Annotated in this window: 17 protein-coding genes; 3 read left to right on the top strand and 14 right to left on the bottom strand. The window is 67.6% G+C overall.

Annotated features, from left to right (window positions below; translation table 11 throughout):
• Positions 1 to 73 precede the first annotated feature (73 nt).
• Entirely contained in the window at positions 74 to 1,186 is a 1,113-nt protein-coding gene (hemE, locus tag N0K08_RS18275) for a uroporphyrinogen decarboxylase (protein WP_261501825.1), read from the bottom strand.
• A 274-nt stretch (positions 1,187 to 1,460) separates the two neighbouring features.
• Between hemE and gltS the strand changes: the two genes are divergently transcribed.
• A complete protein-coding gene (gene gltS, locus N0K08_RS18280; protein ID WP_261501826.1) occupies positions 1,461 to 2,678 on the top strand; it encodes a sodium/glutamate symporter in 1,218 nt (405 codons plus the stop codon).
• Positions 2,679 to 2,838: 160 nt separating this feature from the next.
• A complete protein-coding gene (locus N0K08_RS18285; RefSeq protein ID WP_408642974.1) occupies positions 2,839 to 3,666 on the top strand; it encodes a GNAT family N-acetyltransferase in 828 nt (275 codons plus the stop codon).
• Between the two features lie 3 nt (positions 3,667 to 3,669).
• Here N0K08_RS18285 and N0K08_RS18290 read toward each other — a convergent pair whose 3' ends face one another.
• The 3 genes from N0K08_RS18290 to N0K08_RS18300 form a co-directional block, all read right to left on the bottom strand.
• Positions 3,670 to 4,218 (bottom strand): hypothetical protein, encoded by a 549-nt coding sequence (locus tag N0K08_RS18290; RefSeq protein WP_261501827.1) that lies wholly within the window; start codon positions 4,216 to 4,218, stop codon positions 3,670 to 3,672.
• A gap of 119 nt (positions 4,219 to 4,337) precedes the next feature.
• Positions 4,338 to 6,575: a protein-disulfide reductase DsbD family protein gene (locus tag N0K08_RS18295; RefSeq protein WP_261501828.1), complete on the bottom strand. Its 2,238-nt coding sequence runs from the start codon at positions 6,573 to 6,575 to the stop codon at positions 4,338 to 4,340.
• Between the two features lie 135 nt (positions 6,576 to 6,710).
• Positions 6,711 to 8,183: an MATE family efflux transporter gene (locus N0K08_RS18300; RefSeq protein WP_261501829.1), complete on the bottom strand. Its 1,473-nt coding sequence runs from the start codon at positions 8,181 to 8,183 to the stop codon at positions 6,711 to 6,713.
• A gap of 54 nt (positions 8,184 to 8,237) precedes the next feature.
• Between N0K08_RS18300 and N0K08_RS18305 the strand changes: the two genes are divergently transcribed.
• Positions 8,238 to 9,104, top strand: coding sequence for a creatininase family protein (locus N0K08_RS18305; RefSeq protein ID WP_408642975.1), 867 nt, complete (start codon positions 8,238 to 8,240; stop codon positions 9,102 to 9,104).
• Here the strand turns inward: N0K08_RS18305 and N0K08_RS18310 are convergent.
• From N0K08_RS18310 to N0K08_RS18355, 10 genes are all read right to left on the bottom strand, one after another.
• A complete protein-coding gene (locus N0K08_RS18310) occupies positions 9,101 to 9,568 on the bottom strand; it encodes a hypothetical protein (protein WP_261501831.1) in 468 nt (155 codons plus the stop codon). The genes N0K08_RS18305 and N0K08_RS18310 overlap by 4 nt on opposite strands.
• A 212-nt stretch (positions 9,569 to 9,780) precedes the next feature.
• The gene (locus tag N0K08_RS18315; RefSeq protein WP_261501832.1) at positions 9,781 to 10,455 is read right to left on the bottom strand and encodes a histidine phosphatase family protein; all 675 of its coding nucleotides are present in this window, start codon (positions 10,453 to 10,455) and stop codon (positions 9,781 to 9,783) included.
• 87 nt (positions 10,456 to 10,542) lie between these two features.
• On the bottom strand, positions 10,543 to 11,481 hold the full coding sequence (locus N0K08_RS18320; protein WP_261501833.1) for a PhzF family phenazine biosynthesis protein: 939 nt from the start codon (positions 11,479 to 11,481) through the stop codon (positions 10,543 to 10,545).
• Entirely contained in the window at positions 11,481 to 12,659 is a 1,179-nt protein-coding gene (locus N0K08_RS18325) for an aminotransferase-like domain-containing protein (protein WP_261501834.1), read from the bottom strand. Before N0K08_RS18325 ends, N0K08_RS18320 begins: the two co-directional genes overlap by 1 nt.
• Before the next feature lie 232 nt (positions 12,660 to 12,891).
• On the bottom strand, positions 12,892 to 13,491 hold the full coding sequence (locus tag N0K08_RS18330; RefSeq protein ID WP_261501835.1) for a LysE family translocator: 600 nt from the start codon (positions 13,489 to 13,491) through the stop codon (positions 12,892 to 12,894).
• A gap of 263 nt (positions 13,492 to 13,754) precedes the next feature.
• Positions 13,755 to 14,966: an HDOD domain-containing protein gene (locus tag N0K08_RS18335; RefSeq protein WP_261501836.1), complete on the bottom strand. Its 1,212-nt coding sequence runs from the start codon at positions 14,964 to 14,966 to the stop codon at positions 13,755 to 13,757.
• A 20-nt stretch (positions 14,967 to 14,986) separates the two neighbouring features.
• Complete coding sequence (gene flgL / locus N0K08_RS18340) at positions 14,987 to 16,186, bottom strand: flagellar hook-associated protein FlgL (RefSeq protein WP_261501837.1); 1,200 nt, start codon at positions 16,184 to 16,186, stop codon at positions 14,987 to 14,989.
• 17 nt (positions 16,187 to 16,203) lie between these two features.
• A complete protein-coding gene (gene flgK / locus N0K08_RS18345; RefSeq protein WP_261501838.1) occupies positions 16,204 to 18,162 on the bottom strand; it encodes a flagellar hook-associated protein FlgK in 1,959 nt (652 codons plus the stop codon).
• A 21-nt stretch (positions 18,163 to 18,183) separates the two neighbouring features.
• Positions 18,184 to 19,143 carry a flagellar assembly peptidoglycan hydrolase FlgJ gene (gene flgJ, locus N0K08_RS18350; protein WP_261501839.1) on the bottom strand — a complete coding sequence of 320 codons (960 nt, stop codon included), beginning with the start codon at positions 19,141 to 19,143 and terminating at the stop codon, positions 18,184 to 18,186.
• Complete coding sequence (locus tag N0K08_RS18355) at positions 19,140 to 20,285, bottom strand: flagellar basal body P-ring protein FlgI (RefSeq protein ID WP_261501840.1); 1,146 nt, start codon at positions 20,283 to 20,285, stop codon at positions 19,140 to 19,142. The genes flgJ and N0K08_RS18355 overlap by 4 nt, the downstream gene beginning before the upstream one ends.
• Between the last annotated feature and the right edge of the window lie 2 nt (positions 20,286 to 20,287).

Genomic DNA, 20,287 nt, shown 5'->3' on the forward strand with positions numbered 1-20,287 from the left:
GCATAACTGATCATGGCTGGCATGCGGTCAAGGTGGGCGCTTGCTCACCTTGACCTGCATGCCGCAAGCCTGCTCAAGCCTGGCGCATGGCCCGCGAGTGGCTGTGCACGGTCTCCACCAGCGCCGACACATGCTCGGGCGGCGTGAACTGGTTGATGCCGTGGCCCAGGTTGAAAATGTGCGTAGGGCCGCAGGTGTTGCGGTCGGTATGCGGCTTGCCGAAGCTGTCGAGCACGGCGCGGGCCTGGGCTGCCACCTGCTCTGGCGCGGCAAACAGCACGTTCGGGTCGATATTGCCTTGCAGTGCCTTGCCCGGGCCGCCGACTTCGCCGCCGACGATGGCGCGGGCCTTGCCCAGGTTGGCGGTCCAGTCCAGTCCCAGGACTTCGCAGTCCAGGTCCTTCATTTCCGGCAGCCAGATGCCGCCACCCTTGGTGAAGACCAGGCGGGGGACATCGCTGCCGTCCGGGCCGGTGCGCTTGAGCTGGGCCAGCACCCGGTGCGTATAGGCCAGGCTGAACTCCTGGAAGCAGCCGTCGGCCAGCACGCCGCCCCAGCTGTCAAAAATCATCACGGCCTGGGCGCCGGCGTCAATCTGCGCATTCAAATAAGCGGCCACGCTGTCGGCATTCACGCTCAGGATGCGGTGCATCAAATCGGGGCGCGCATACATCAGGCTCTTGACCAGGCGGTAGTCGCTGCTGCCCTGGCCTTCGACCATGTAGCAGGCCAGTGTCCAGGGGCTGCCCGAAAAGCCGATCAGCGGCACGCGGCCGTTGAGGGCGCGGCGGATCGAGGTCACGGCGTTGAATACGTAGCTGAGCTTGTCCATGTCGGGCACGGCCAGCGCGGCCACAGCGGCCTCGTCGCGCACCACCTTGGCAAAGCGCGGGCCTTCGCCGGCTTCAAAGCTCAGGCCCAGGCCCATGGCATCGGGAATGGTCAGGATGTCGCTGAACAGGATGGCGGCATCGAGTGGAAAGCGCTCCAGCGGCTGCAGCGTCACTTCCGTGGCGTAGTCCACATTCGTGGCCAGGCCCATGAAGCTGCCGGCCTGGGCGCGCGTCGCCTTGTATTCCGGCAGGTAGCGACCCGCCTGGCGCATCAGCCACAGCGGGGTGTAGTCGGTGGCCTGGCGGCGGCAGGCGCGCAGGAAAGTGTCGTTTTGAAGGGGGGCAAAAGACATGGTGCTCACTCACATAGGGGGCTCGGCCGGGCCGGATGCTGGGCCGCGAGGGCGCATCCGACGGCCATGGACGGCGCTTGGGCAGGCCGCTTGCAGGCCTGGTCAAACGGTCGATGGTTGGTTCGGGGCAACCGGTAAGTCTAACGGATAGGGCTTTTCGCAGGCGAAGCCAGGGGCAGTAAATTCCACTGGATAACCCTTTTATCAACATGCACAATGGCAGCTTTTTTTCGCTCAGGGTCTGCCGTTGAGGCGCTTGAAAGATGGAGTGTTCGTGACTTTGCCTGAGACGATGACCGTACCGGCTTTTCAAAGTTTTACCCTGGCCATTTTGTTGTTCTTCATCGGACAGAAATTGAGCCAGCACTCGGCCTTGCTGCGCCGCTACAGCATTCCTGAAGCCATGGTCGGAGGCTTTCTGTGCGCCTGCGTGGTGGGCATGGCTTACCTGGTGCTGGGCCTGCGCCTGGAGTTCGACCTCGGCGTGCGCGACATGCTGCTGTTGTACTTCTTCGCCGGCATAGGGCTCAAGTCGGACTTGCGCACCTTGCGCGAGGGCGGGCGGCCCCTGCTGTGGCTGCTGGGCCTGGCTTCGCTGTTCATCGTGCTGCAGAACCTGCTGGGCATGGGCGTGGCCGGCGTGTTCGGGCTGGATCCGCGCGCGGGCCTGATGACCGGATCGATCTCGCTGACGGGCGGTATCGGCACTACCCTGGCCTGGGGGCCGGAGTTTGTCGAGCGGCTGGGCATCACCAATGCCGTCGAGCTGGGCATGGCCAGCAACATGGTGGGCCTGATCGTCGCCTGCACCATTGGCGGGCCGGTGGCCAGCTACCTGATGCGCCGCCATAGCCTGGTGGGCGGCGTCGGCGCACTGGATGTCGGCGTGACGGTGGAGCACAAGAGTCCGCCGCTGGATTACGTCGGCGTGCTGCGTGCCCTGCTGTGGCTGAACATGGCGCTGATGCTGGGCGAAGTGGTCACGCCGCTGTTCCACCGGCTGGGCTTGCAGCTGCCGATGTTCGTCGGTTGCCTGATGGCCGGCATGCTGCTGCGCAATCTGCTGGGCCGCTGGCTGGTCGGCGGGCCGGGCGATACCCACCACTGGCTGGGCATACGCCAGGGACTGGCGCTGATCTCGGACATTTGCCTGGGACTGTTCCTGACCATGGCGCTGATGGGCCTGCAGCTGTGGATGCTCAGCGGCGTGATGGGCTTTGTGTTGACGGTGCTGGTGCTGCAGGTGGCGCTCACCGTGGCATTCACCATCCTGGTGGTGTTTCGCTGCATGGGCCGCGACTACGAGGCGGCTGTGATCTCTTCGGGGTTTGGCGGTATCGCGCTGGGCTCCACGGCCACGGCCATGGCCAATATGACGGCCGTGACCCACAGCCACGGCGCGGCCCACCGGGCGTTCATCGTCGTGCCCCTGGTCTGCGGGTTTTTTATCGACATCGTCAATGCGTTGGTGATTCAGGGCTTGGCCCGATAAGACATGGAATTGTCACTGCCTCATCACGGGGCTGTCACATCGCTGGCGAACAATGCATAGCGTGAGCCGGGGCTGAAAAAAGGGGAGCGATGCGGTTACCCATCGCCCACCCGATCCCGGTATCACGCCAATTCAATGCGTACCGCGCCAGGGAGACTGTATGGACTCGAACCCCCAAGTCGTTTCGCCCGCCAGCTGGATGCCGGCCCGGCCACAGCCTCTGCCCGCCTTGCTGCGCTCGCCCAGCGCCGTCGCACCGGCCCGGCTGCAAGTGCAGTGGGCGCGTCACCTGGACGAGGTACGCGAGGCCCAGCGCCTGCGCTACCAGGTGTTCATGGAGGAAATGGGCGCGCGCCTGCCCACGGAGCTGCCGGGGCACGACATGGACCATTTCGATGCCTACTGCGAGCACCTGCTGGTGCGCGATGCGGTCAGCGGCATGGTGGTCGGTACCTACCGGCTGCTGACGCCCGTCGAAGCCCGGCGCGCGGGCGGGCTGTATGCCGACAACGAGTTCGATCTGGCACCCCTGGATGCCTGGCGTCCGCGCCTGGTGGAGCTGGGCCGCAGCTGCGTGCACGCCGACTGGCGCAACGGAGCGACCATCGTGGCGCTGTGGGGTGCGCTGGCCGAGTTCATGCAACGCAACCGGCTCGAAGCCATGCTGGGCTGCGCGAGCATGCCCATGTACCACCCGGGCCTGGCCTATGGAGAGGGCGCGGCCGCCATCTGGCAGCAGCTGGGCACGCGCTTTCTGGCCGAACCCGACATGCAGGTGACGCCGCGCACGGCCCTGCCTTTGCCAGCCCAGGGCAGCGCCGCGGCGGTGAGCGTGCAGCCACCGGCCTTGATCCTGGGGTATTTGCGCATGGGCGCCAAGGTGCTGGGCGCGCCGGCCTGGGACCCGGATTTCCAGACCGCCGACCTGCCGCTGATGGCGCGCATGCAAGACCTGCCCGCGCGCTACCGCCGTCAGCGCGGGGACTGAGCGTTATTCTTCCGGCGTGTCTTCAGACAGCTCGCCAGGGCGGGTGAACAGCAGGCCCAGCGCGAAGAGGCCCAGCAGGAAAATGGCGAACATGTAGAACGCGGTGCCCAGGGCCAGGCTGAGGCTGAATACCCACTGCCAGGTATTGCAGGCGGTGCTCGTGTCGTACAGCGCGTGGCATTGGTCCACGTTCGGCATGTGCACGTACCAGAGTACAGCCCACAGCGTGAGCCCGGCGACCAGGACCGCGCCCCGCCAATGCCAGTGCAGGGCCAGCGTGGCGATCAGCGCGAGGGACACGGCCGTGCCCCAGACCAGCATCAGCGACCAGCTCAGGACGGGCGACTGGGCGAGCAGGGACTGCATCCAGGCCATCTTGGGCAGGTGGTCGAAAATGTCGAGCAGGCGCCAGACCCTGGGCAGGATCGCGCCGGCGATCGCCAGGCAGGCCACCAGCAGGGCCAGCAGTCCGTAGCGCCAGCGCTGCGCTGCGGGCTTGCACAGCTGGTTGGAGTCCAGAGAAATGTGGCGGTGGCGCAGTGCAGCGGTCATGGCAAACCTCCTGGTGGACAAGGCCGGCATGCCCTTGCGGGCGTCGCGGCACGCTGCAGGTGTATGCAGCATGTCTCCAGTCTAGGCCGGCATGCCCGGTTTGCGGTGTAGTCTGACGCTTACAGGGTTTTCAAGGAGGCCAGCACGTCGGACGGCGACAGCAACTCGGTCATGACCAGCGGGGGCTTGCCGGGGGCATACAGCACATACACCGGCACGCCGCTGCGCCCCAGGGCCGTCAGCGCGGCGGTGATGGCCGGGTCGCGCCGGGTCCAGTCGGCGCGCAGCAAGGTCACGCCGCGCTCGGCGAATGCCGCGCGCACGTCGTCGCGGTTGAGCGTAGTGTGCTTGTTGACCTGGCAGGTCACGCACCAGGCGGCCGTGAAATCGACGAACACCGGGGTGCCGGCCGCCGTCAGCTCCTCCACGCGGCCGGTCGTCCAGGGCTGCCAGCCGTCGGCGCTGGCTGTGGGCGCTGCGCCAGACGCGGGCGCCGCACGCGTGATGTGGGGGCCGAAAGCGCTGCCCAGCCACAGTGCCAGCAGCAGCAGAAAGCCGCCCAGCAGCCAACGGGTCTTGCCGCCCAGGGTGAAGGCCCAGACCAGGGCGCTGAGGACGACCAGTAGCAGCAGCAGTGCGCCCGCACCGTCGACGCCGCTTTGCTGGCCCAGTACCCAGACCAGCCAGGCTACGGTGGCAAACATGGGGAAAGCCATGGCCCGGCGGAAAGTGACCATCCAGGCGCCAGGGCGCGGCAGCCAGCGCACCAGGGCGGGAATCCAGCTGGCCAGCACGAAGGGCAGGGCCATGCCTATGCCCAAGGCGGCAAACACCGTCAGCGCCTGGGCGGCGGGCATGTCGATGGCCAGACCCAGCGAAGCGCCCATGAAAGGAGCGGTGCAGGGCGAGGCAATGGCCACGGCCAGCACGCCCGAAAGAAAAGCCTCGCCCACGGGGTGGCGGGCATGGGCGTTGGCCCAGCGGCTGGGCAGCATCTGGCCGAATTCGAACATGCCGGTCAGGTTCAGCCCCAGCAGGGTGAACAGTGCCGCCATGGCGGCGACCAGGCCTGGCGACTGCAGCTGAAAGCCCCAGCCCAGTTGCTGGCCGGCCGCGCGCAGCGCTAGCAGCAGGCCGCCCAGCGCCAGGAACGACAGCACCACGCCCGCGCCATAGGCCAGGCCGCTCAGGCGCTGCGCGCGCTGGTCCTGGCCGTGGCGGGAAAAGCCCACGATCTTGATGGCCAGCACCGGGAACACGCAGGGCATGAGGTTGAGAATCAGGCCGCCGAGCAGACCGCCGAGCAAGGCGAACCAGAGGCTGGCGCTGCTGGCGGCCGGCGCCGCAGCCGTGGGCTGGGCGTTGGCGGCGTTGGCGGCCAGCGCGGCCGCGAGCGCCGGCGAGACGCTGGCCACGGGCACGCTGTCCCAGCGGCCTTGTACCGTGGCCACGGCGCGCCAGGCGGCCGGGCCGGTGCCGTCGGCTGATGGCTTTGCCAGCGTCAGGACCACGGGCAGTTGCGCAGGCGTTTCGCCGCGCATGGTCGACAGCGGCCAGTCGGCGGTCCAGACGGCGCCGTCCCAGGCCTGTTTCCAGTCGCTGCCTTCGATGGCCGCGTGTTGCAGGACTTCAGGCGCTTCGGGGTACAGCGTCAAGGGCTGGCCTTGCAACTGGGCGGGCAGGCCGGCAATGCGCAGCTGCAGGCGCTCGCCCTGCACGCTGGCCGTGCTCTGGCCGGCGATGTCGGTGGGGCGCCGGGCCTGGGCGGCGGCAAAGGCGTCGGCCTGCGTGGCGGTGGCGCTGCGCACCGGCAATTGCAACTCGAAGTCGCCTTCTTCCGGAATGCATTCCACGCGGCAGATCAGCCAGCTGGCGTGCAGGCGTATGGTCAGCGCATCGCCGGCCGGGGCCTGGAAGTCGGGAGCCACCGTGATGGGCACGGGCAGCAGCAGCCGGCCTTCGTAGCCGTAGTTGAGCAGCGGGCCGACGCGAATGCCCTCGGGCACGGGCCAGTCGATCTCGCCGGCGCTCAGGCCGGCTGGCAGCTGCCACTGCAGCTGCGTGGGCAGGCCGGAGTCGCCGGGGTTCTTCCAGTAGGTATGCCAGCCGGGCTGGTGGGCGACGGCCAGGCCCAGCCACAGGGGCTTGCCGGGCGCCACGCCGTCGGGCGCCTGGGCCACCAGTTCGACGCGCGCGCGCGGGGTGGTGACGACAGGGCCGGCCGCGCCGGCCGTGGTCAGGCTGCTGCGCAGCTGGATCTGGGCCCAGCTGGGGGAGCACAGGAGGATGGCGGCCAGAGCGAGCAGCCAGGCGGCAGGGCTCCAGGAGCGGCGACGAAGGAGGAGGCTGTAGATCATGTTCGCAAGGTAGGAGCCAGGCCAGGGCGGTTTGGTTCCTCGCCGGCCGTACTGATTCAGGAAAACGATGGGGCTGCCGGCCGGCCAAGCCAGGGTCAGTGCCCTGGAATGGTAGCGCGCACGGGCGGGCCGGGTTTATTGGGCCGGTGCGATCCGGTCCGGCGTAGGCGGCTGGGCGCATACCGGGGTCGGCGGCAGTCCGGCCACTTCGGCGGGCGTGGCCACGCGGTCTTCGGCGGGCTCGAGCATGCGCGCCTGGCGCCAGCCGCCCCAGCGGTAATACGCCAGCGACATCAGCATGGCGCAGCCGGCACTGATGGGAAAGCTCCACCAGATCGCATCCACTCCCCAGGCCGGCTGCATCCATTGGGCCATGGGCACGCGCACGCCCCACAGGGCCAGGCCCAGGATGACCAGCGGCGCGACCACCGCACCCGTGGAGCGCACCACGCCCGAAATCACGAAGGTCACGCCAAAGAACAGGAAGGAGCCGATGGCGATGTGGTTGAGGTGGCGGGCCTTTTCCAGCGCGGCGCTGCCCGCGGGCAGGAACAGCGACAGCACCTGCCGGTCCCAGACCACGGCCAGCAGGATCAGCGTGCCTGTCATGAGCACATTGCACAGCACGCCGGCGCGGGCCGTGGCGTCCACGCGGCCCCACAGGCGCGCGCCCACGTTCTGCGCGGCCATGGCCGAGCAGGCCGCGCCTATGGCCATGGCCGGCATCTGTACATAGGTCCACAGCTGCAGCGCCGCGCCATAGGCCGAGGACAGCTCCACCCCATGGCTGTTGACCATGCCCATCAACATCAGCATGGCCATGGAAATCATCACCATCTGCGCGCCCATGGGCAGGCCCTTGACGATCAAGGCCCGCAGAATGCGCGCGTCGGGCAGGAACAGCTGCAGTTCGCCCGCGCCCATCCACAGGGGGTGGCGGCGCCAGCGCAGCCAGCACAGCATGGCGGTGAAGCTGATGCTGTTGGCGACCAGCGTGGCCATGGCCGAGCCGCCGATGCCCATGCGCGGCACCGGTCCCCAGCCGAAAATGAACAGCGGGTTGAGCGCGGTGTCGAGCACCACCACCAGCAGCAGGAAATAAAACGGCGTGCGCGTGTCGCCCGCGCCGCGCATCACGGCCGAGACAAAGGCAAACAGGTACATCAGCGGAATGGCCAGGAAAATCACGCGCAGATAGGCCTCGGCCAGGGCCATGGCTTCGGTGGGCGTGCCCAGCCAGTCCAGGATGCGGGCCGACAACTGCCAACCCAGGATGGAAATGGCGATCGAGGCCGCGCCGAACAGCGTGGCGCTGGTGCCGATCACGCGCTTGGCCTGCGGCAGGTTGTGCGCGCCCATGGACTGGGCGACCAGGATGGTGGCCGCCATGCCCACGCCGAACACCAGGCCGATCAGCGCGAACAGCAGGTTGTTGGCATTCGCCGTGGCGGTGAGCGCGGCCTCGCCCAGATAGCCGCCGACCCAGATGGCATTGACCGAGCCGTTGAGCGACTGCAGCACGTTGCCGGCGAGTATGGGCAGGGAAAAGACCAGCAGGGTCTTGCCTATCGGTCCTTGGGTCAGGTCGCGGGTCGAGGAGGATGCCATGGCGCATTGTGCGTTGGCCGGCCGAAGTCTGCTGTGGCGGGCATCTGCACTACCATGGCGGGCATGCCCAAGTCTTCTTCCGCACCCCCACCCCACTGGCCTTCGCGCTGGTGGGCCCAGGCATCAGCGCGCGACTTCGCCGCGGCACAAACCAACGGGCTCGCGGCCCGCACGGTGGCCCTGCTGCCGGTGGCCGCGGTGGAGCAGCACGGCCCGCACCTGCCCTTGTCGGTGGACGCCACCCTGGCCCAGGGCGTGATCGATGCGGCGCTGCCGTTGCTGCCCGATGACCTGCCGTTGCTGTGCCTGCCGCCGCAGAACATCGGCCTGAGCATGGAGCACACGGCCTATCCCGGCACCTTGACACTGGAGCCTGCGACGCTGATCGCGCTGTGGACGGAAATCGGCGCCTGCGTGGCGCGCGCCGGCGTGCGCAAGCTGCTGATCTTCAACGGCCATGGCGGCCAGGTCAGCGCCATGGACATCGTGGCACGCGAACTGCGCATCAAGCACCGTCTGCTGGTCTACAGCACGAGCTGGTTCGGACTCGCGGGTGAAGCGGCCAACCAGCAGTTCTGCGCGCACGAACACCGTTTTGGCATCCATGGCGGCGAAGTCGAGACCTCGATGATGCTGCACCTGGCGCCGCAGACGGTGGGCATGGAGCACGCGCGCAATTTCGCATCCACCTCCGAAGACCGTTCCAAGCGCTACCCGCTGCTGGGCAACGGCCGCAGCGCCAAGATGGGCTGGGCGATACAGGATTACAACCCGGCGGGCGCGGTGGGCAATGCGGCCGCGGCGACGGCCGAGCGCGGCCGGGCCATGGTCCAAGCGTCGGCCCAGGGCCTGGCGCAGCTGTTGCAGGAAATTCATGCGCTGCCAGACTCGACGATCGTCGATGAAGCACGGCCTTACTAAGGCTTGATACCCGCGAGGTGGAGTTCCTGCACCTGCCAATGGTGCATGCATTCGCGCAGCACCAGCAGGGCCGCGGCCCATTCGGGCTGCTGCGGCAGTAGCGCATCGGGTGGGCCCGCGCGCTCGGCCTGGCGCGCGAGCCGTTCGAACAGCTGCTCCACCGCCTCGCGCGTGAGCACGTTTTCGGCCGCGGCGACGCCGGCGATGGTGTGCAGCAGCGCGTCATGGGTCTGCAGTCGCACGGGCCGGGGCAGCCAGGGTCCGGCGGGCATGATGGCGTCTTCGACCTCCTCTATGCCCTGCTCCAGCGCCAGCGCATCGGGCATGCGGCCCTGGAAGCGGTGCTGGGCGAGCGTGCGCAGCCCCAGGGGCAGGTCGTAGCGCTCGTCTTCGGAGAGCGCGAGCCAGCCCTGGGTCGCGCCCAGGTGCAGGGTCACGCAGGGTGGGGCGGCAGGGGTGGTCATGCCACTTTGTACCTCAAAAAAAGCAGCGACCCGGCTGGAGGATTGCTTTGTCCACAGTCTATGAGACTGGCGTGTCCCAGCAAGGGGCAGCGAGGAAGGGCCGTCCCGCACCGAGGCTGCCGTCCCTAGCCGGGCGCCCCCCTCCACCGCAGGTTGAGAGGGGGAAGCGGGGGGCGGCCATCCGGCGTAAGCCGCTCAGGGGGTGCCTCGTTTCAAGCGTAGGTCACCCAATCGCGGTGCGCATCGCTGTCGAGGTGGTTCAAGGCGTTGAAGGTCTGCAGCATCAGCCGCTTGGGGCTGGTGCTGAACTCGGTCACGGCGCTGTTGCGGATGCGCATGTTCAGCGCAATCGTGGCTTCGGGCGTGGAGCCCAGTACCTGGCCTATGGCCGTGGAGATCGGGCCGCCGCTGCTCACCAGCAGCACGTTCTGTCCGGCATGCTCATGCCGCACCCGTTCCAGCGCAGCGTGCACGCCGGCCGAAAACTCGTCCCAGCTGGGCATGCCGTGGGGACTGATCACTCCGGCCATCCATTGCGCCAGCGCATCGCACAGCAGGCGGAAATGCTGGCGGAACAGTTCGGGCGTGTCGGGTTTGGGCAGGGGCTGCGGGTGGATGGCGGTGAGCAGCGCATGGCTGTCGTATTCGTTGAGGCCGGGCAGGGTGATGACCGGTGCGGCCAGCCCCTGCAGGCCGGCGCTGATGCCTTCCAGTGTCTGCGCATGGCGGCGCAGACTGCCGACCAGCACGGTATCGAATACCAGCCCGCGCTCGCGCCAGTATTCGCCCAGGCGCTGGGCCTGTTGGCGGCCGCGCGCACTGAGCTGGTCGTAATCGTCGGCGCCAAACGAGGCCTGGCCGTGGCGCACAAGGTAAAGGGTTCCCATGGGCCGGATTGTGGGCAGGCCGCCCAGCGCCGCAAGTCACGCAAGCGACGGGTTTTGCGCCCTTTGTCACTTGCGGGACGGCAGCGGTTACAGCAGGACCGTGCCTTGAATGCAGCTCACGGTATGGCCGCCAACCCAGAGCTGCCCCTGGTCGTCGGCATGGACGTGGATCCAGCCGTCACGTCCCAGACAACTTCCCTGATTGGCCATGTAAGGCGCCTGCAGCCGGCCTTCGGCCGTGAGCCATTGCGCCAGGCTGGCGTTGAGGCTGCCCGTGACCGGGTCTTCGTTGATGCCGGTCGCGGCCGCGAAGGCGCGCACTTCCAGCTGCACCGCGGGCCTTGCGGCTTGCGCGGGCGCCGTGGCGAAGGCGCGTGCTTCGCGGCTGGAGCGCCGCACCAGCAGCGAGCTGTCGGGCGCCGGGTAGAGCGCGGCCACGCCGACTTTCTGCCCCAGGGCCTTGAGTCGTGCATGGTCGGGCGCCAGCGCCAGGACGGTGTCGGGGCTGTCGAGCAGCAGACCCAGCCATTGGGCTCCGTTGTCGAGCTGCTCGGCCGCGAGCAGCTGGTTGGGCGCCAGGTCCAGGGCCTGCAGCACGGCGGCCAGCAGTTCCGGATCGGGCGCGCTGCGCAGGAGGGAGGGTGCGGCAAAGGCCAGGGACGCGCCTTGGGTGTCTATGGCCACCAGCCCTTTCTTGCATTCCTGGACGATGCGCTGCGTCGACTGGGGTTGGCCGCCATGGGCCAGCCAGGCGTGGCAGCTGCCCAGCGTGGGGTGGCCGGCAAAGGCCAGCTCGCCGCCGGGCGTGAAGATGCGCAGCTGGTAATCGGCGCCCTGGGCGCGCGCGGTCTCGCTGGGCGGCAGCACGAAGGTGGTTTCCGACAACTGGGTCCAGCGGGCGAACGCCTGCATGGTCATGTCGTCGAGGCCTTCGGCGTCCAGCACCACGGCCACCGGGTTGCCCCGCAGCGCCACCTGGGTGAACACGTCGACTTGCGCGAACGCGCGTGTGCGGGGCGCCGGCATCAGGCGGTGGTGCGGATGGCGTCGGCCAGGGCCGCGATGGCGGTGTTGATCTCGTCGCTGGACGCCGTCACATAGGACAGGCGCAGAGTGCGCGGATCGGCATGCTCGGCGTAGAACGGCGCGCCGGGCACGAAAGCCACGTTGCGCTCCACGGCCGCGGCCAGCAGGTTCTGGGCGACCATGCCTTCGGGCAGCTTGACCCAGAGGAACATGCCGCCGACCGGACGGGTCCACTGCACGTCCAAACCGGCCATTTCGCGTTCCAGTGCGGCCAGCATGGTGTTGCGCTGGGCCTTGTACAGGGCGCGGATGGTCGGCACATGGCGGTCGAGGAAGCCGTTCTTGATGACTTCGGCCACCACGCGCTGGTTGAAGCCGGGCGTGTGCAGGTCGGCGGCCTGCTTGGCTTGCAGGAACTTGGGGTAAATGCTGGCCGGTGCCACGAGGAAGCCAATGCGCAGGCCCGGGGCCAGCACCTTGGAGAACGAACCCATGTAGATCACGCCTTCGGGATTGCGCGCGGCCAGGGGCAGGGGCGGCTCTTCGTCGAACCACAGATCGCCGTAGGGGTTGTCCTCGATCAGCGGGATGCCCAGCTCGGCGGCCTTGGCCACCAGCGCCGCGCGGCGCGCTTCGCTCATGGTGCGGCCCGTGGGGTTCTGGAAGTTGGGCAGCACATAGGCCAGACGGGCCTTGTCGGCGCCCGTACCGGCCTGGGCGACGAAGTCGTCGATCAGAATGCCTTCATCGTCGCTGGCCACGCTCACGGCGATGGGTTCCTGCGGGGCGAAGGCCTGCAGCGCGCCCAGGTAGGTGGGCGTTTCCACCAGCATGCGGCTGTCTTTGTCGAGGAACACCTTGCCGATCAGGTCCAGCGCCTGTTGCGAGCCGGTGGTGATCAGCACCTGGTCGGGGTGGACGTTCCAGGGCAAGAAATCGGCCACGGCCTGACGCAATGGCGCAAAGCCTTCGCTGGTCGAGTACTGCAGTGCGGTCGCGCCGTCGCGGGCCATGACGGTGGCGCAGGCTTCGGTGAAGTCCGCCAGCGGAAACGTCTTGGGCGAAGGCAGGCCGCCGGCCAGGCTGATGATGCCGGGCTTGTCGGTGAGCTTGAGAATTTCGCGGATTGCAGAAGGATTCATCTTGGCCGCACGCGCTGCCAGGGTCCAATTCGTCATAACTATCTCTCTGTCTTTGCTAAAACCGGCATTCGGAAATGCGAGAAGGATCGGGGCATGCCATTGTGGAGCATGTGCTGGCGATGGGGGCAAAGCTTCGGGCGGGGCGTAAATGTCCGCGCTGCCGCACCAGCAATGGAGCTATTTTGTCGCCTGCGGGGGCTGTCGCGTGCGAGACCGCAAAAATGGCAACAGGCGCGGCTATGGCAATTGTGGTGCATGGGCGGCCCGCTCAGGCGGAAAGCATCCAGGCGGCCGTCAATGCCAGCAGCAAGGCCATCAGGCGGTTGAACCACAGCAGCCGCTTGCCATGGGCCAGCCAACTGCGCAGCAGCGCGCCGACGCAGGCATACAGCAGGTTGCTGGCCAGCGCAAAGGCCGCCATCACCGGCAAGACCACGGCCAGCCGTTGCCAGGCGTCGGGATGGCCGGCGATCCAGCCGGCGACGATGGTGAACATCAGCAGCCAGGCCTTGATGTTCACGAATTGCAGGCCTACGCCCTGCCAGAACTGCACGGGCAGCAGATCGCCGCGCGCCTGCGCGAGCTGGCCGGCCTGGCTCAGCCGGGCGGCCAGCCACAGCAGATAGGCAATGCCCACGGCCTTGATGGCCCAGCGCAGCGCCGGCAGTGCCAGCACCAGGGCGCCGACGCCCGAGGCGCTGAGCAGCAGCAGCAGGCACCAGCCAAAAGGTACGGCGCAGACAAAGCGCAGGCTGCGGCTCAGGCCGTGGTTGGCGGCCAAGGTGGCGGCCAGCGTGGTGTTGGGGCCGGGACTGAAGCTCATGGCGGCGGCCAGCACCAGCAAGGCAGTGAATTCGACGATGGGCATGGCGCGGGAGGCTGGGGTGGGGCAGCAGCCACTGTAGGCAAGCATGCCGCCCGCGCCTAGCCCGATCAAGCCAGGATTGCGCACTGCGCCCGGCTGTGCCAGGCGAGTCTTCCCCCATGGCGCTCGCACAAACTGCAGCCCAGGCAACTGGCGTGCCCCAGCAAGGGGGCACCGAGCAAGGGCCGCCCCGCAGCGATGGTGTCGCCCCCCTCCACCGTAGGATGAGAGGGGGGAGCCGGGGCGGCCCATGCCGCGTAAGCGGCTCAGGGGGGGCTTATTGCCGGAACCGACAGATCGCGCAGCATGCGCAGCAGGTTGCGGTTGACCGTTTCCAGCTCCAGCTCATGGGTCTTGCACAGCGCGCGGATGGTGCTGCCATCCGGCAATTCCAGCGCCTCGGCCAGGGCCAGGCTGGGCGCGTAAGGGCCGTTCTTGCTGACGATGGCCTGGTAGATGCGCTCGGACAGCGGCAGGCGGCGCAGGCAGCCCGCCAGGGGCTCGTCCAGCAGCAGGTCGAGCTGCGAGAACAGGCCGCACAAATACACTTCGCGCTGCAGCTCGTGGCCCAGGCCGGCTTCGATCAGCCGTTCCGTAAGCTGGGCACGCATGACCATGGCCGTGCGCACCGGGTGCAGGTCGGGCTCGGTGTCGGCGTGCGGCAGCTGGTCGCTGAGCCAGCGCTGCAGCGTGCCATAGCCCAGCATCACCAGGCCCCGGCGCAGGGACTCGACGCTGGAGCGCAGACCCAGTCCGGCGGAGTTGGTATAGAGCAGGAAGCGGTAGGCCAGCACCGGGTCCTGGCCCAGGATGGCTTCGAAGACTTCCAGCGACTGGTCGGCATCGATGGCCTGCATCAGGGCCAGCACCTGCTGGCGCCGGGGCAGGGCGGCGCGGCTGCGCAGGTTGTGCAACACGTCTTCCGTGGGCCAGCCGGCGATGGCGGCCGCACGGTGCTCGTCCAGGCAGCGCGCGAGCAGGCCGCGGCTGTGCAGGTCTTCGTACATCTGGCCGTCGAGCAGCGCGCCGGCCAGGGTCGGGCTTGCGGGCTGCAGCAGCGCCAGCGATTCGTGCGGCGTCAGGCTCAGCAGGCTGCTGGTAAACCATTGGGCCGTGGCGGCGTCGGGCAGATCGCCCAACTGGCCGCGCCAGACCATCTTCAGGCCGCGCTTGTAAGCGCTCTGGGCCAGGGCATGGATGGAGGAGTCGGCCAGCCACTCGCCGCGCACTTCCACCCAGGGGCTGCCCGCGGGCGCATGGGTCAGAAAGGAGATGAGCAGCTGGTGCGACTGGGGTGACAGCAGCAGGGGCGGCGCCGTGTCGGTCCACATCTCCTGCAGGATGCGCAGAAAGTGCGGCACGTCGGCGTCCAACGCCGGGTCGGAATCCAGGTACAGCTGCACCCCCGCGAGCTGGCGGGTGCCATTCCACAGGGGGCGGTAACCGAGGGTCAGGGAGCTGAGTGCGGGTTGGACCATGGCGTTAGAAGATAACGGATTTAACGGATGTAGTCGAACAGCGACAGCTTCTGGATCTGGGCGTAGGACTGCAGGGCCGCCGTGTAGCCGGTCTGCAGGGTCTTCTGCTCGGACAGTGCGGCGAACATATCGACATCTTCGGCCGTGGATCGGTCGGTTTCCAGCTGCAGTGCACGTGCGCCGAGGTTGTCCGCAATGGTGTCGGCTCGGTTGAGCAGATCGCCGGCGAAGCCGCGCACGGTCTGCATGCGGTTCATGCCGGAGTCGAGCTCCGCCAGCCCCTTGGCCAGGCCGTGGGCCAAGGCGCCCGAAGCCGTCGTGCCGTCGGGATTGCCCGCATCGCGCACCACGCCAATGGCCTTGTCGAGCACGCTGAAAATGTCGCTGCGCTCGCTGGGGGCCACGGTGAAGCTGTCGCCATCGGCCGGCGTGCCGGTGATCTTGAGGTTCATGCCGGCCACGGTAATCGCGTCGCCGGACTTGTAGGGCAGGGCCGCGGCGCCGCCGACGCTGTAGGTGGTGGTGCCGTCGGCGGCCACCGTGAACTTGATGTCGATGGGCCCGGTCACGGCCGTGGCGGCTGCCGGGTCGATGATCTGGCCGATGTCGGTCCAGGCCTTGCCGGTGTTGTTCGCACCCATGTTCACGGCCAGCACGCCGTTGCCGGTGGGCACGTTCATGAAGGCGGCGACGCCGTCGAGCGTGCTGGCGATGTTGTTGATGCCGCTGCTGGTCTGGCCCGACTGGCCCAGAAAGCTGCCGCCCTGCAAGGGCTGCTCGGCGCTGCCCAGGCTGCGGAACAGCGGCAGACCATTGCTGTCCTGGCGGTTGGCATAGCCTGCGACTTGATCGCGCAGCGAAGTCAGCTGGGCGACCAGTGCATCGCGTTCTGTCTGTGTATAGGTGGCGTTGCCGGCATTCACCAGCAGGGAGCGGAATTCCTGCAACGCGGTGTTCGCAGCGCCCAGTGTCGATTCGCCGTCCTTGATGATGGCGACTTGCGAGTCCAGCGCGCGCTGGTCGGTTTCCGTACGCGTCATGCGCGTGCGTGCGCGCTCGGCCTGCGCGGCCGCCACGGGGTCGTCGCTGGCGCGCAGCACGCGCTTGCCGGAGCTGGCGCTTTCCATCACGTTGATCAGCTTGGCCTGGCGCTCGGCGAGGTTGTTCACCGTGCGGTCGTACATGTTGGCGGTACTAAGGCGGGAGATGTTGTTGCTCATTGTGAACTCCTGGGGAATCAGCGCGCGACCGTGGCGATCAGGCTGTCAAAAATGCTTTGGGCGATCTGCAGCATCTTGGCGGAGGCCTGGTAGGCCTGCTGGTACTGCAGCAGCTTGGCGGCTTCTTCGTCGAGGTTGACGCCCGACACCGAAGTGCGATCGGCCTCGAGGTTTCTGGCGATGGTGCCCGACAGGTCGGCGGCCAGCTTGGCGCTTTGCGTGCGCGTGCCGACCTGGGCGATCAGGGTGGAAAAACCGTCGCTCAGGCTGGTGCCGCCGTCGAACACCTTGGCATCGCGCAGCTCCAGAAAGGCCGAAGCGTTGCCCGCGTCGCGCGTCCAGGCGTCGCCCAGGCCGGGGCTCAGGGAATTCGCCACGGTGACGCTGTCGCCCGCATGCGGCGTGCCGGTCAAGGTGATTTCCCAGCCGTCGATCTTGATGGGCTGGCCGGACACATAGGTGCCGGTGGCACCGGTGTTGGTGGTGTAGGTGATGACCGATGTCGCCGGGTCCACGGCAAAGTCGATCTTCACGCCCGCCGAAGTCGCGTCGGGAATGCCCGCGCCGGTGACCTTGAGGCCGCCCAGCTGCAGCGAGCCGCCGTTGTCGGCGTTGATGGAGGCCGAGACGGCATTGGAGACCGCCAGGTCCTTGGGCGACAGCACCAGGGCCTGCATCTTGTCGGCCGCGGTACTGAACGGCTTGAACAGGATGCTGTCATTCTTGGCGCCGCCCGGGGACACATTGAACTGCAGGCCGTCGACGGTTTCCGCGGCCAGCGCGTCCACATCGGCGAAGCTGCGCGTCAGGCCATCGGACATGCGCACCAGGTTGACGGCGCCGTTGTCGCCAAAGATGACCTGGTAGTCGGAGGCCACATAGGCCGAGCCGTCGAGCACCGGCTTGGGGTTGGCGGTCGATTTGGTGTCGACAAAGCTCACCGAGGCCGTGATGTTCGGGTTCTTGGTGTAGCCCGGCATCTCGGTGATCTGCGAGAACAGCGGGTTGCCGGCCTTGCCGTCCAGCGTCAGGCCCAGGCGCTGCTGCGCGTTGAGCGACGTGCTGATGACCTGGGCCATGCGGCCCAGCAGGTTGCGGCCTTCGACCAGGTCTTCGTTGTTGAACTTCAGCAGGCCGGCGATTTCGCCGCCGCCGATCATGCGGGAGGTGAGTTCCACCGGCTCGCCGCCGGGCTGGGAGAAGTACAGCGACAACTGGCCGCTGCCCGGAAACTGCGCGGATTCGCTGACCGACAGCTGGGAGGCGTTGGCACCCAGCACCAGCGCCTGGCTGCCGCCGACGAACAGATTGAGCGAGCCGTCGCCGCCCTCGATCTGGGTGGTCTGCACGTACTGGTTGATATCGCGCACCAGCTGATCGCGCTTGTCGAGCAGGTCGTTGGGCGTATGCCCGGTGGCCACCGAGCGGCTGATCTGGTTGTTGAGCGCAGCGATCTGTCCGGCCAGGCTGTTGACCAGCGTCACATCGTTCTGCACTTGCTGCTTGTTGCTGTAGTCCTGCTCGTCGAGGCTGGCGGACGCTGACTTGAAGCGCGAGGACAGCTCGCTCATGCGCGTCAACACCACGTTGCGGGCCGTCGTGTCGGACGGGGCGTTGACCACGGCCGAGAACGCATTGAGCATGTCGTTGACCGATGCGCCCAGGCCGCTTTCGCCGCCGGCAAACACTTCCTGCAGCTTGGCCAGCGACGAGGCGCGCGCCACATCGGCGGCCTGCACGGACCCGGCCGTGGTCGACTGGCGGCTCAGCAGGTCGCTGTAGTTGCGCAGAATGGTCGCCACGCTTACACCGTTGCCGATGTAGCCGCTGCCCATGTTCTGGCCAGTGTTGTCCTTCATGGTCACACCCTGGCGCGAGTAGCCCAGGGTGTTGGCGTTGGCAATGTTGTTGCCGATGGTCTGCAAGGCGATCTGGTTGGCCATCAAGGCGCCGGATCCTACATTCAAGAGGCTCATGTTCTGGTCCTGGTCACTTTATTAGGCTTGATTGCTGCGCACGCGCTGCGTGCTTTCAATGGCGCGGCCGAGCTTGTTCGCGTACTGCGGGTCGGTGGCGTAGCCCGCTTTTTGCAGTTCGCTCGCATAGGCCTGGGCGGACCCGGTCTGGGCGCGGGCCTGTTCATAGCGCGGGCTGTTGTTGATGAGCTGGGCGTAGTCGCGAAACGACTCCTCGAACGAGTCGTAGGCGCGGAACTTCGCCACCACCTTGCGTGGTTCGCCGGCGACGTATTCGGTGGTGGTGATTTCGGCGACCTTGCCCGTCCAGCCCTTGCCGGCCTTGATGCCGAACAGGTTGAAGGAGTTGCTGCCGTCGGCATTGCGGATTTCACTCTTGCCCCAGCCGGTCTCGTGCCCGGCCTGGCCCAGCATGTAGGCCGCGGGAATGCCGCTGGCCTGGGCCACGCGCTCGGCGGCGCCGGCGTGCGAGCGCACGAATTCGTTGAGGCCCTGGGGCGACGGTGCGTTGGCGGCATAGGCGCTCACCGGACCGGCGGCCGCGACGGCGCGCGAGGGCGGCATGAAGCCGCCGTAGCGCGCGAAGCCGCCCTGGCGGCCGGCCAGGCTCAGCGTCGACGGCATGGCGCTGTCTTCATCGCCTTCAGCCGCGGCGCCGCCCATGCTCTTGGACAGCTGGCGAGCAATGGCTTCGGCCAGTCCGCCGGGCTGGCCGGACATGGAGACCGACAGCTGCTGGTCCAGCAGGTCGGCGCCCAGGTCGCCCTGGGCACCGTCGAGCAGGCCGGACTTCATCGTCGCCTCGCGCATGCTCTTGATCATTTCGCGCATGAACAGCGATTCGAGCTGTTTGGCGGTCTCGCGCACGGCTTCGGGATTGTTCTGCCCGGCTTCGAACTTGAGCGAATTGAGCGCGCGGGCGTCGGCCGCCAGCGCGTTGGAACTGCCCATGGCAGTGGTGGAATTGAGTGACAGATTCATATCACCTCCAGCTCGGCATTGAGGGCGCCGGCGGCCTTGATGGCTTGCAGGATGGCCAGCAGGTCCTGGGGCGTGGCACCCAGCGCGTTGAGGGCGCGGACCACATCGGTGAGCTGGGGCGAAGCCGGTACGCGGATGATGTTGCCCGGCTCCTGCCGGATCTGGATGCTGGTCTTTTCCGCGACCACGGTCTCGCCCCGCGACAGCGCATTGGGCTGGCTGATCACCGGAGTGGAGCTGATGGTGATGGACAGGTTGCCGTGGGCGATGGCGCAGGCGCCCAGCGTCACGGCCTGGTTGAGCACGATGGAGCCGGTGCGCGCATTGATCACCACCTTGGCCGCGGGCGTCGAGGCTTCGATGGGCAGCTCTTCGAGCTGGGCAATGAAGCGCACGCGCGCGCCGGGCTGGGTCGGTGCATTGACTTCGACGGTGCGGCCGTCGAGTGCCGTGGCCGTGCCCTGGCCCAGCTTCTGATTGATGGCGCGCACCACCTTGTCGGCGGTCTGGAAATCGGTGGCGTTCAGGCCCAGTTGAATGGTGCTGCCTTCGTTGAGCGGTGTCGGCACGGCGCGTTCGACCTGTGCGCCCTGCGGGATGCGCCCGGCGCTCAGATGGTTGATCTGTACCTTGGAGCCGCCCTGGGAGGCGCCGGCGCCGCCGACCACCATATTGCCCTGGGCCAGCGCGTAGATTTCGCCGTCGGCACCGCGCAAAGGGGTAGCCACCAGCGTGCCGCCCTTGAGCGACTTGGCGTTGCCCATGGAGGAGACATTGATGTCGATCATCTGGCCGGGCTGGGCAAAGGCCGGCAGCTCGGCGGTGACGATCACCGCGGCGACGTTCTTGAGCTGCAGCTGGCTGGAGTTGCCGGTGGCTGGCAGCGTGATGCCCATTTGCTGCAGGTAGTTGGCCAATGCCTGCTTGGTATAGGGCATTTGAGTGGTCTGGTCGCCAGTGCCATCAAGGCCGACGACCAGGCCGTAGCCGGTGAGTTGGTTGCTGCGTACGCCTTGGACGGCGGCAACCTCTTTGATGCGCAGGGCCTGGGCTGGCAAAGCCAGGCAGGCCGCGCCCGTGGCAATCGCCCAGAACGCGATGTGGGCGGGGCGCAATTTTAGGAGCCTGGACAGTGCTTTCATAG

It is taken from the genome of Acidovorax bellezanensis (assembly GCF_025421555.1).
Classification (GTDB): Bacteria; Pseudomonadota; Gammaproteobacteria; order Burkholderiales; family Burkholderiaceae_C; genus Comamonas; species Comamonas bellezanensis.

Bases quoted from the DNA above. Each gene is read 5' to 3' on its own strand.
- hemE (WP_261501825.1), bottom strand. From the start codon at position 1,186: ATGTCTTTTGCCCCCCTTCAAAACGACACTTTCCTGCGCGCCTGCCGC.
- N0K08_RS18285 (WP_408642974.1), top strand. From the start codon at position 2,839: ATGGACTCGAACCCCCAAGTCGTTTCGCCCGCCAGCTGGATGCCGGCC.
- N0K08_RS18290 (WP_261501827.1), bottom strand. From the start codon at position 4,218: ATGACCGCTGCACTGCGCCACCGCCACATTTCTCTGGACTCCAACCAG.
- N0K08_RS18295 (WP_261501828.1), bottom strand. From the start codon at position 6,575: ATGATCTACAGCCTCCTCCTTCGTCGCCGCTCCTGGAGCCCTGCCGCC.
- N0K08_RS18300 (WP_261501829.1), bottom strand. From the start codon at position 8,183: ATGGCATCCTCCTCGACCCGCGACCTGACCCAAGGACCGATAGGCAAG.
- N0K08_RS18305 (WP_408642975.1), top strand. From the start codon at position 8,238: ATGGCGGGCATGCCCAAGTCTTCTTCCGCACCCCCACCCCACTGGCCT.
- N0K08_RS18310 (WP_261501831.1), bottom strand. From the start codon at position 9,568: ATGACCACCCCTGCCGCCCCACCCTGCGTGACCCTGCACCTGGGCGCG.
- N0K08_RS18315 (WP_261501832.1), bottom strand. From the start codon at position 10,455: ATGGGAACCCTTTACCTTGTGCGCCACGGCCAGGCCTCGTTTGGCGCC.
- N0K08_RS18320 (WP_261501833.1), bottom strand. From the start codon at position 11,481: ATGCCGGCGCCCCGCACACGCGCGTTCGCGCAAGTCGACGTGTTCACC.
- N0K08_RS18325 (WP_261501834.1), bottom strand. From the start codon at position 12,659: ATGACGAATTGGACCCTGGCAGCGCGTGCGGCCAAGATGAATCCTTCT.
- N0K08_RS18330 (WP_261501835.1), bottom strand. From the start codon at position 13,491: ATGCCCATCGTCGAATTCACTGCCTTGCTGGTGCTGGCCGCCGCCATG.
- N0K08_RS18335 (WP_261501836.1), bottom strand. From the start codon at position 14,966: ATGGTCCAACCCGCACTCAGCTCCCTGACCCTCGGTTACCGCCCCCTG.
- flgL (WP_261501837.1), bottom strand. From the start codon at position 16,186: ATGAGCAACAACATCTCCCGCCTTAGTACCGCCAACATGTACGACCGC.
- flgK (WP_261501838.1), bottom strand. From the start codon at position 18,162: ATGAGCCTCTTGAATGTAGGATCCGGCGCCTTGATGGCCAACCAGATC.
- flgJ (WP_261501839.1), bottom strand. From the start codon at position 19,143: ATGAATCTGTCACTCAATTCCACCACTGCCATGGGCAGTTCCAACGCG.
- N0K08_RS18355 (WP_261501840.1), bottom strand. From the start codon at position 20,285: ATGAAAGCACTGTCCAGGCTCCTAAAATTGCGCCCCGCCCACATCGCG.